Genomic DNA, 11,813 nt, shown 5'->3' on the forward strand with positions numbered 1-11,813 from the left:
GTCATGATAGCAATCGACGATATATTGGAAAAAATTGTTTCAAAGGAAATAGAGAAGAAAGAAGCTTTAAGATTTTTTGAAGAATTACCCGAAAAAGAGAAAAGTTATTTGGTTTCTAAACTAAAAACGCATTTGTCAAATAATGCTAACTCGGTTGAGAATAACTTTTCTGAAAAAAAAGATAATACACTTAAAGCAGTGACCGAGCTTCAGTTAAATGAAGAACATAAGAGATTCATTGATCAAATGGCTCAGAAACTGGAAAAAATTGCATCAAAATCCAAAGAAAATGCATCCGAGTGTCAGACATATTTTGTAGATCAAAGAAGAACCGGAGGATTGAAAAAAGCGTTAAAACGCTTACAATTTCATCTAACATATAGCAAGGGTGATGGAGCATACCTTTATGATATTGATGGCAATAAATATATTGATATCGCTAGTGATAATGGAGTTAACTTATTTGGTCATCAACCAGACTTTATAAAAGAAGCTATCTCAAAACGGTTGGATAACGGATATCCTTTGGTAGGGTATACAGAAGAGCTCTCTCAGGCAACCAAACTTTTTAGTGAACTTACAGGCCACGAAAGGGTACTCTTTACACAATCTGGTACAGAGGCAGTTATGTGGGCAGTAAGGATTGCTCGTGCAGCTACTCAAAAGAAAAAAATAGTAATTTTTGAAGGAGCCTATCATGGATTATCTGATACGGTACTTGCAGCCAAAGATCAGTTTGGCAATAGTATAGCAATGGGACTGGGAATGGTTCAGGAATTTGCCGATGAGCTTATTGTTCTGGATTATGGAAACATGGACGATCTGGATATTATAGAAGATAGAGCACACGAAATTGCTGGGATTCTGGTAGAACCCGTACAATCCAGAAACCCAAGTAATCAGCCTGTCGAATTCCTAAAGGAGGTACGCAAGTTAACTCTTGAAAAAAATATCCTATTAATAATGGACGAAATGATCACAGGATTTAGGGCTTCTAGTAGCGGAGTACAGGGGCTTTGGAAGATTAAAGGAGACCTTGCTACCTATGGAAAAGTTCCGGCAGGAGGAATGCCTTCTGGAATGATCGCAGGATTTACCAAATACATGAATTATGTAGACGGGGGATCATTTGACTATGATGATGATTCGATGCCCAGTGTTAAAAAAGCACTTATGGCTGGCACGCATACAAGAAACCCAATTAAACTAGCTGCAACACTAGCAATACTCATCGAATTTAAAAAAAGGTGTTCAACTTCAGGAAACAAAACTGGTGAGTCGAATTCTGACTTCTTACAGGAATTGAATGAAAAGACCAGACTCATGTGCGAAGAATTGAATTCTTTTTTTAAGATTAAAAATGTGCCATTAATAATCGAGTATTTCAGCTCATTATTCAGATTTAAATTTCTTGATGATCCCAATGGAGTAGTAAAAGAGTTAGTTTTTGTTTTGATGAGAATAAATGGTGTTGAAACCAGCCCTTCAGGCAACTGTTTTTTAACATTAGCGCACTCTGATAAGGATATTAAATCTATTATAAGAATTGTAAAAAAAAGTATTGATACGCTATTGAAACAAAACTTCTTTTATATATCTGATAATATTGAAGAAGATGAAATAGTAGAAGATATTCTACCAGTAGCAGCTGCCATTCAGGACAGAAGAAACGATCTCGAACAAGGGGGCAAAAAAAATGATCAAATGGAAAAATTAAGAAAATTAATTATATCCGATTTGAATAATTTTCAAGAAAAAGGAGTAACAATATGACAGTAGCAATAACTCAAAATGTTTTACAAGAGATCATAACGATCTTTGAAACCACATTACGACTCCCTGCAGGGAAATTAGATCCTAATGCTAATTTCGAGGATTTTGGTATTGACTCCATTATCTCTATGGAATTGATCAATAAAATATCCCGTAAGTTTAACATTACACTATCCCCTTCAAAATTCGTAAATGTAAACACAACTCAAGAACTTGCTGATTTACTGGAAGAGGAAATAATCAGTGTCAAAACGGATGATATAGACAATGTGCCTGAGACAAATAATTCACCAGAAATACAGATAAAATCAGCAGTCAAAAGTCCGGCAACCGAAAAAAACATCAACTCAAATTCTACAAGAGATCGAACATCTCGAGGTAGAAGATCTGTTAAAGAATCTTATCATAAATTACTACATTTTATAGATCAAAAATATAAGATAGATCTGTCACACCTTTCTTTTACATCGATTGATGAAATAGTAGATGTTTTGTTATCTCATCATAGTGATGATTTGATGCAGTATTACAACAATTTTGATCAAAGTAATGAGAATGATTTCAATGGAAAGGAAAAACAGATGCCCATTGCAAATGTGCCAGCTAAACCATCATCCCAAAACTGCGATATAGCTATTGTCGGTCTTAGTTGCAATTTTCCGGATGCACCTAATATTCAGACATTTTGGGAAAACCTGGTTGATGGTAAAAATAGCATCAATGAAATTTCGAAATCAAGATGGAATTGGGAAGATTATTATGAAGAATCAGTCTCCCCGGGCAAGACAATCTCTAAATGGGGGGCAATGATCAATGACATTGATTGTTTTGATCCGAAATTTTTTGACCTTGATCCAGAAGAAGCGATACTGATGGATCCTCAGGAGAGATTGCTGATACAAGAGGTCTATAAAGCATTTCAAGATGCAGGTGTAGCACCTAAAAAATTAGCCGGGTCCGATACGGCTATATATGTTGCTTATGAATATTCAGAATATGAAAATTATCTAAGAAAGAACATAGATAAAATACCAGTAGGTAAATATGGGCCTGTTTTCAGCTCTTCAAGCCCTACATATTATCTGGCAAACAGACTTTCGTTTTTGTTTGATTTTTATGGACCTAGTGAATCTATAAATGTTAACTGTGCAGGATCTGCAGTAGCAATTAATAGAGCCTATTACTCATTACTAAATAATGAATGCAGTACCGCAGTTGTAGGAGGTGTATCTTTAAATTTATTTGAAGATGATTATATCTCATTATCACAATATGGTATGTTATCACCTACAGGAACATGTGGAGTTTTTGATGATGAAGCTAATGGTTTTACTCGAGGAGAAGGAGTAGCAGCCGTTGTTCTAAAAAGATTGGATGACGCCAAAAAAGATAATAACAGAATTTATGGTGTTATCAAAACCAGTCATCAGAATAATAGAGGTAATGCCAGATTTTTGTCAGAAGTAAAACATGAAGCGATTACCAATGTTATTACTAATTGCTATCAAAAGGCTTCAATAACCCCAGAATCAATAAACTACATCGAAGTTGATGGGTACGCGACAAAATGGGGAGATTCTTTTGAATATGAGGGAATTAAAAATGTATTTAGAGAACATAAGTCAAAAGAAAAAGAATGCGCTTTAGGTAGTGTAAAAGGAAATATAGGAAATCTGGAGGCCGTTAGTGGATTGGCTAGTTTTATTAAACTGGCACTTTCACTATATCACAAAAAGTTTCCGATGACCATATCAGGAAAAAAGATAAATACCTTTATAGATATTGATAATACCTCTCATCCTTTATACATAGCTAATAAAGAGTTACCTTTTGATATATTACGCGAGCATAATGATACTCCAATTAGGGCGGGGCTTAATTCTTTTGCAGATAGTGGAGTTAATTTGCATATTGTTTTAGAGGAATATCCCATTAAAGCACCAATATCCAAAATAGAAACTACAACGTCATCTCAGTTATTTGTTCTTTCTGCAAAAGATGGTGAACGTTTGGATCAATACATTGATAACTATATTGATTATTTATCTAATACTAAGACTGATTCATCTTTAGAAGATTTGATCTATACTCTACAGGTAGGTCGTGATGCCATGGATGAAAGATTGTCTATAGTTGTTTCCTCCCACACAGATTTGCTTGAAAAGTTGATCATGATCAAAAATTCGGGTAAGGAAACATCATTGGAAAAGGAAGGAATCTTTTACGGAAATATCAATCGTAATAAAGAAAACGGAATTATCAAAATCTTAACAAAAGATATGATAAGTACTATGGTTGAGCAAAGTCTAAAGGCTGCAAAGTGGGAGCAGCTTGCACAACTTTGGACCAGCGGTCTTCATATAGATTGGATCATGGTTTGGAAAAACAAAAAAGTACACCCAGTATCTTTACCAGATTATCCTTTTGCCAAAGAAAGATATTGGGTTGACATAGATGATATAGAAAAATTAGATTCTAAAGAAAAACCGCCAGTATCAAAGAGTATAAAAAATAATGAGATTCAGGTAATTAACGAAAATCCTGTACAGGCAGAGTGGTTCTTTTTCAGGTCTGATAACGGTGGGGAAATTAACCTTATGAAACCCACTGAAAAAATAAAGCTTTTCCTGAAACATGAAATAGCCTTGCAAATAAAAAAACCAATTGAAAAAATATCTGAAGATAGTAACTTCCTAGACTTAGGAATGAACTCTATTGGGCTGATAACCATGATCGCTCAGGTCAACGATTTATTAGAAATTAATATTTCACCAGCTATTCTATTTAATAATTCAGAAATTAAAACTCTTACTCAGTATGTAGTAGAGAACCATTTGGAAAAAGTTGAAAAGATACAAGTTACAAATGATAAGGAGCATAAAAGTAAAAGTATAAGTGAAAAAGAATCAAAATCAAACGAATCAACACCTGGACTTATGCGTAAAACATTAGTGCCGATGCAAGTAAAAGGTAAGAAACGACCTGTTTTTGCAGTTCCGGGTGCAGATGGAAATATAATAACCTTGCAACACCTTATTTCAGCATTAGGAATAAAGCAACCATTCTATGGTTTAGAACCGGTAGGGATTACAAAAGAAAATACTACTCTTGATAGTGTAGAAGCTATAGCTAAAGCCAATATAGAAGCAATTAAAGAAGTACAGTCTACCGGGCCATACCGTCTACTGGGGTTTTCTAATGGCGGTACAATTGCCTACGAAATGGCTAGGATTTTATTGGATCAAAAAGAAACGATAGAAGCTTTAATACTTGTGGATTGTATGTCTCCTACAATAGTAGGTGGTCATATGATTGATGATTTAGTAGAAGGGATTAAATCTATTTTCATTAACGCATCTGGTCAGAATGTGATCTTGGATGCAGAGCAATTAAAGCAGGTTCCTGAAAACGAAATTGTTGATTATATATATGACAACGTTAAGAATCTAGGATTTAATTTTCCGAAAGAACAATTGGCGACAAGTATCTACACCACAATTGCGAATGATAAATATTGTCGTGCTTATACGCCTATAAAATTACCAGAAGAAATAGAAATATTGCTTTTTAAAGCCACAGATGGTTATATGGATGCATATAAAAATGCTCCCGAAGATTATGGTTGGAATGCATTATTACATAAGCCGATCCTTATTGATCCTATTGAAGCTAATCACTTTTCAATTATTGATAAGAATAATAGCAAAAAGATTGCTAAAAAAATAAATGCTTTTTTCAATAAGACTACATCAAAAAAATCTACCGTAAAGCAAAAAGTACTTCAAAAACACTAATAGATTAAAAACAGATAGTGTACGATTAACCAACTATACCAGTAGAAATTAAGCTCTATTGGATTACTGTTTAAACATGTAATAAACCTTATTATGAGCAAGAACCCAAAATCCAAAACAAATTTTTTCGAAAATGTTACGCAAATGGTTCGGAAAAAAAGACTGATTATCTGGTTAGCTTTTGTAGCTATTACAATATTTACATTTTTGGGCATACCAAAGACCAAATTTGACATGACTATTGAAGGATGGTTTCCAGAAAATGATGAGGTTTTAGTAGCCATGGATAAGTTTAAAGCAGAATTTGGAAGCAATGAAGGCGTATATATAGCTTATAAGCCTTTAGATGGAGATGTGTTTTCTACTAAATCTTTAGAGGTAGTAAAGAAAATTCGTGAGGATATTCTCCATACGAAATATAATAAAGATTCAACAGCACTAAAACATATTGTTAAAGTTAATACACTCGTTAATGCTTCTCTTTTAACGGCAGAAGGTGATGTATTGGTTTCCCGAAAATTGGTGGGGGATAATGTTCCGACCAAACAGGAAGATATCGAAGAGATTCGTAAGCTAGCGCAATCTCAAAAGTCTTTTCCATTACTTTTCTTTTCAAAAGATATGAAGTATGGAGGAATACTAATCGAAACCGATTTTGGGACTGAGTTACTAGAAGAGGAACTACCTATTGTTACAGATGAAGAACTTGTTGAAGATGCTCTGGAAATGGATGAAATGGTCATTGCCGATATGAGTGAAATCAAAAAAAACGAAGAAAGAATCCGTTTCAAACGTGCAGACTTAAGTGAACTGGTTCCTTTAATGGAGGAAATCAATACTATTTTAGATAAACCGGAGTATAAAAGTCACCTAGAATATTATGCAGTAGGAAACGCTCCTCTGGCCTATGAGCAGCAAGCTATAGCCATTAAAGAAGCAGGCCCGATTTATTTAGGACTTTTGTTGATAATATCTATCCTGTTATGGTTTTTTATTCGTTCATTTAGTGCGGTGGCCTGGTCGCTTTTAATAGTTATAATAAGTGCTGCCTGGACTGTTGGTTTGGCAGGTTGGTTAGAAGTAGAAGTAACAGTTTTTCTAATGCTAACAATTATGCTGATCCTAACCGTTGGGGTCTGTGATGCTGCACATATATTTTCGGGTTATGTATATTTCAGAAATCAGGGAAATGATCGAAAAATAGCAATACAAAAAGTTTTTGCATCAACTAACAAAGCAATTGTATTGACGGCATTTACTAATATAATAGGTATGCTGGCCTGTTTTCTGATTCCGATTCCCCGTATTCAGGTTTTCGGTATTATGTCTGCAGCGGGCGTAGCATTTGCCTGTATTCTTACCATCTTCTTTTTGCCTTTATTATTAGATGTATGGGCACCTGGAAGGGAGAATACGCAACGAAAAAAGAAATTTAGGTTATCGACAGGTAAGTATCTCCCTAATTTTTCCATGTTTTTACAAAAAAAATTAAATAGCGTACCGTCGATAGTGCAAAAGAATCCCATTGGTATTATTGTGTTATTTCTACTAGTGTTAGGAATAAATATTTATGGTGTAACTGTACTTAAAATAGATACTAATATCGCTAATCAATTTGTCGAAGGTAGCCCTTATAGGGAATCTGCAGATATTATCGATGAGAAAATGATGGGAAGCCTAAATATGGAAATTTATTTGGACTTATCTAAAGCAAACGCATTTGAAAATCCTTTTGTCCTGAATACAATCGATAAACTGCAACGCAAGTTAGAAACCAAATATAATGATGTAGTTGTTAGGACATCATCTTTGGTAGAAGTTGTAAAAAAGGCTAATAAAACATTGAATGAAGAAAAAGAGGAGATGTATACCATTCCTGACAATCAAAACGCTTTATCCCAAACCCTTTTTCTTTTTAACCTGGCAAACCCAGAAGATCGTAGAAAACAAGTTTCTGATAATTATAGTAAATCTCATATTTCTGTGCAATTATACAATGTTGGTTCTCTTAAATATCTAAAAGTATACGAAGGCATGCAAAAGGATATTGATGAAGCAGTAACCATGCTCAAACAACAATATCCCGATACAAAAGTATCCATAACAGGTGCACTTCCTATGAATATGAGATTTGTACAGGTTATTGCCAGTAATGGATTGCAGGACATTATTATGGTTTTGATTGCGGTAACCATAGTCTTGATTTTCGTTTTTGGATCTATACAGGGAGGTTTGATAGCGATTATCCCAAACCTTATTCCATCCATGTTAACTTTAGGATTGTTGGGGTTAACAGGACGTTCTGTAGATATAGATATCCTGTTATTACTTCCGGTGGTAGTTGGTATTTCTGTAGACGATACCGTACATTTTATCAGTCATTATCGTGATAAGCTAATGATAGATGGAGATATTAAAAAGGCTTTGTATCATACGATAAAAGAAGTTGGTCAAGCAGTTACTTTTACAAGTTTAATTTTAGGATTAGGCTTTGGGATACTATCCTTTTCGGCGATGGAAGGAACTGCAAATGTTGGAAAATTTGGTTCAATCGCGATTTTTTCAGCTTTAATGTGTGATCTTTTCCTATTACCTGCTTTGATCTTGGTTTTCAAACCAAAATTTCAAAAGAAAGGAAAGCCAAAATTTCAAAGAAAAATGGTCGTGCAAAAATAATTCTAAGCAAAGTCATAAAAGGTAAAATATCCTCTTCCAATACTTTCGGCAATTACATCGATTTTCCTTTTTCTTATGGTTTTTTGCTTAAAGAGGCAAGTGATCAACGACGTCTCACTCGTATAGTTGTGGTTTAATTATCAGGATCAAAGGTTGTTTGACCATATAAATTAGTATTAAAATTTTTTCAACCTAAATAAATAAATAATGAAAAAAAAACAGATTGTTTTATTGGTTGTTATGGCCGTTTTGATATCGTCATTTTCAAAAAAGATATTGCCAACTCGGTCAGCAAAAGATATCATGACAAAGGTGCAAAAGGTAGCTAAAGAATCCTTTAATACATCAGTTCAGAGAATAAAATTGGCTACCTGTAAATACACTGTATCTAATAAAAGGATTGTGTGCACTGAAGAAGCAAGAAATAAATTGCTGGAAAGTGTTGCAAAAAATTATGGAGAAAACCATCGGGATAGCCGATCAGTTTCTATTATAATTGAACCTAAAAAAGAACAAGGAGTAGGTATGTTAACTTATGAATATGGTGAGCTTGGTAAGGATAATGATAGCTGGATCTACTTGCCAGAATTGAGTAAAGTTAAACGTCTGGCATCAAGTAGTGATAGTAATGATAGTAGCGGAAGTTTTTTCGGATCAGAATTCTCACTTGAAGATATGGAAGACCTGAAAATTGATGAATATAACTACAAGATTTTAAAGGAAGAAAACTATAAAGGGCGCGAAGTATGGGTTATTGAGTATACTCCCACAACAGAAAGGGCAAAAAAATCAAAGTATAGTAAAACAATATCATGGATAGATAAAGAAAGATATATTAGTTTAAAAAAGAACTTATACGTTCGGGGAGATCATTACAAACAATTGACGATGTCAAAGATTGAAAAAATAGATGGCGTATGGATCGCAAGGCGATTAACGATGAATAATCTTAGCACTCGTACAATAAGTATAATGAATATGATTTCGGTAGCCTTTGATCAAGAAATTTTGGACGATTTTTTAACTACAAGGACTTTGGAGGATTTTACGTTTAGAGAACGTAACTTAATCAAACTTCGTAATAATTTGAAATAGGATATAATTATTCGATACACAAAAAAGCTTCACAAAAGAAACGATCGTAAACTTTAGAATGTAGGATGAGATCGCCAAACCATTTGGTGTAAAAGTTTGATAATCATAAGTGAAATGGGTATCAATAATAGATAATTATCATTGTGCAGAATCATGATTTATCAACATTTTATAGTTATCAATTCACTACAAACTCACAGAAACTTTATAAGGAATAGTACATATGAAATATTCAAACAATGAGGAGCATTTTGATGCTATTGTCGTAGGTTCAGGAACTTGCGGTGCTACAATTGCAAAAGAGTTAAGCAAACAAAATAAAAAAGTCTTAATCTTGGAACGAGGAGGCAATGCACCTCTTAAAGAATCCATTATGGGATATGCCAAAATTTCTAACGAAGTACGTGTTGCAGATAAACTGAAAGATTTAAGAGCTTTTACTACCGGAGGCACAACCGCTATGTATCTTGCTGTGGCAGACCTGCCACCCATAGAAACTTTCAAGAATTTAGGAATTGATCTTACAGAAGATCTTGAACAAGTGCGTAAAGAATTACCAGTCGCCGAAATTTCGGATGGATTTATTGGTAGTCAGGCAAAAAGATTGGGCGAGAGTGCCATAGAATTAGGTTACAACTGGAAAAAGAAATTGATGTTGATAGATCAGTCAAAATTCAATCATAAAAATTATTATGAAGTAAAATGGAAAGCCAGAACCTATGTAGAAGATGCGCTTAGAAATGGAGCAGTTTTGGTTAACCAGGCCACTGTTTCTAAGGCAATTCTTGATCATAAAAAGGCCATTGGTGTTGAGTATCAAATTGGCCGAAAAAAGAAGGTGTTTAAAGCATATGGAGAAAAAATAATTCTCGCTGCAGGTTCACTGGCTTCTCCTATTATTCTTAAAAATAGTGGAGTCAAAAATGTAGTAAATCAAGGTTTTTATATCAACCCAAGTATTGGTCTTATAGGTAAGGTTCCGGACCTTTCATCTGCAGAAAACTTTTGCGGTTGTATGGGAGCAAAGCTAGATAATGATATCGAATTGATGGATGCTAATTTTCATCGCTTCCTATTCAATGTAGGGATGCTCGTCTCTGGTAAACCTTTACGCATAGCCTCATATCCAAAACATATTGGGATAACAGTTAAGGTCAAAGAACCCGTTGGAGGTAGACTTACTGAAAGTGGAAAGTATCATAAGGAGCTGACAAGTAATGATCACCAGAAATTAGAGAAAGGAATGGAAGCGGCTAATGAAATATTAAAAAATGCAGGAGCCAGAAAAATCTTTAAAACCGACCTTATATCAGGAGGAGCTCTGGGAACCATAAAAATAAAAGAGCATATCGATGAGAAACTTCAGACAGAGTATAGCAATTTGTACGTCTGTGATGGCTCTGTGCTACCCGAAAACGAAAGAATAACGCCAACTCTTACACTTGTTTGCCTGGCCAAATATCTAGCCAGAAACTTGATAGCTTCTTAAAAAAATAAATAACCAACCAAACAATCTCAAAACTAGCAAAAGCTAACGAACGGTTTTGAATTATAACACAAAAACAATAAATAATATGGAACATTCTGAGAAAAATAAGACCAATGGTTTTTTATTGATCTTAACACTTTTAAGTATTGCGGTAGGAGCTGCTGCTCCTTTTGTATGGAATAGATTTATAGATGGACAATTAGGAGTTATAACCTTAGTTCTGGTTGAAGTACTATTACTAATATTTACTTTGACCTTAGTACATTCCTTATGGAAAAATTCAGGCTCTGGCCAATGGAAAATGAAATCAGATAAGAAAGGAATGGTGGTATATACCTTAAAAGTTCCGGGAGAAACTTGGTTAAAAATTAAAATAGTAGGAAGACTTAGAGCCAGATTAGCTAGCATTTTAACACTTATGCGAAACCCTGATGCTGCAAAAGATGTTGGTATGTTTGATTCATACTATATAAACGGATCAGACCCAAAGTTGGACGGAGCAGATCCAAGACTAGTGTATTATACCTTTAAACAGAAGCTTTTTCCTCCTTTCAAGCATAGAGAATTTGTGGTTAAATCAGAATTTTCACAAGACCCTGTTAGTAAAGAAATGAAGTTTAATTTTGTAGCTGCTCCAGATAAATTACCTATTAATAAACGGTATCATCGAGTTACAAAAATGCATAATAGATGGCGGTACACTCCTTTAAAGAATGGAGAAGTAGAATATGAATTTGTATACGATGCAGTTGATCCAGGAGGATACTTTCCTTATGCACTGGCAAACTGGTTAATCCCTAGTATGCTGCCTTATGCGTTTGCAAAAATGCCCAAAATATTAGATAAAGAAAAATACCGTAATGCTGAAGTAGATTATGTTCGGGAAGTTGATCAACCTGAAGAAATGATGATATAAAAATCGGGCATAACCTCTTTACTTAGTTTCTTGCTATAGTAGATCATACATTAGAGAAAATTTCTAAAAG

6 protein-coding genes are annotated in these 11,813 nt (G+C 34.3%); all 6 read left to right on the top strand.

All coding sequences use genetic code 11. The annotated features are described in order from the left end of the window. Positions 1–3 precede the first annotated feature (3 nt). The 6 genes from NNL09_RS09925 to NNL09_RS09950 all read left to right on the top strand — a co-directional run bounded on the left by NNL09_RS09925 (position 4) and on the right by NNL09_RS09950 (position 11,743). Complete coding sequence (locus NNL09_RS09925; protein WP_196912020.1) at positions 4–1,773, top strand: aminotransferase class III-fold pyridoxal phosphate-dependent enzyme; 1,770 nt, start codon at positions 4–6, stop codon at positions 1,771–1,773. Beyond that, on the top strand, positions 1,770–5,567 hold the full coding sequence (locus NNL09_RS09930; RefSeq protein ID WP_196912021.1) for a beta-ketoacyl synthase N-terminal-like domain-containing protein: 3,798 nt from the start codon (positions 1,770–1,772) through the stop codon (positions 5,565–5,567). The genes NNL09_RS09925 and NNL09_RS09930 overlap by 4 nt, the downstream gene beginning before the upstream one ends. Before the next feature lie 93 nt (positions 5,568–5,660). Continuing rightward, positions 5,661–8,243, top strand: a complete 2,583-nt coding sequence (locus tag NNL09_RS09935) for an RND family transporter (RefSeq protein ID WP_025665734.1) — start codon at positions 5,661–5,663, stop codon at positions 8,241–8,243. A 207-nt stretch (positions 8,244–8,450) separates the two neighbouring features. Continuing rightward, complete coding sequence (locus tag NNL09_RS09940) at positions 8,451–9,338, top strand: outer membrane lipoprotein-sorting protein (RefSeq protein ID WP_196912022.1); 888 nt, start codon at positions 8,451–8,453, stop codon at positions 9,336–9,338. Between the two features lie 223 nt (positions 9,339–9,561). Next, a complete protein-coding gene (locus NNL09_RS09945; protein WP_025665732.1) occupies positions 9,562–10,827 on the top strand; it encodes a GMC family oxidoreductase N-terminal domain-containing protein in 1,266 nt (421 codons plus the stop codon). A gap of 85 nt (positions 10,828–10,912) precedes the next feature. After that, positions 10,913–11,743, top strand: a complete 831-nt coding sequence (locus NNL09_RS09950; protein ID WP_025665731.1) for a hypothetical protein — start codon at positions 10,913–10,915, stop codon at positions 11,741–11,743. The last annotated feature ends 70 nt before the right edge of the window (positions 11,744–11,813 follow it).

The organism is Aquimarina sp. EL_43, assembly GCF_943422735.1.
Taxonomy (GTDB): Bacteria; Bacteroidota; Bacteroidia; order Flavobacteriales; family Flavobacteriaceae; genus Aquimarina; species Aquimarina megaterium.

Bases quoted from the DNA above. Each gene is read 5' to 3' on its own strand.
- NNL09_RS09925 (WP_196912020.1), top strand. From the start codon at position 4: ATGATAGCAATCGACGATATATTGGAAAAAATTGTTTCAAAGGAAATA.
- NNL09_RS09930 (WP_196912021.1), top strand. From the start codon at position 1,770: ATGACAGTAGCAATAACTCAAAATGTTTTACAAGAGATCATAACGATC.
- NNL09_RS09935 (WP_025665734.1), top strand. From the start codon at position 5,661: ATGAGCAAGAACCCAAAATCCAAAACAAATTTTTTCGAAAATGTTACG.
- NNL09_RS09940 (WP_196912022.1), top strand. From the start codon at position 8,451: ATGAAAAAAAAACAGATTGTTTTATTGGTTGTTATGGCCGTTTTGATA.
- NNL09_RS09945 (WP_025665732.1), top strand. From the start codon at position 9,562: ATGAAATATTCAAACAATGAGGAGCATTTTGATGCTATTGTCGTAGGT.
- NNL09_RS09950 (WP_025665731.1), top strand. From the start codon at position 10,913: ATGGAACATTCTGAGAAAAATAAGACCAATGGTTTTTTATTGATCTTA.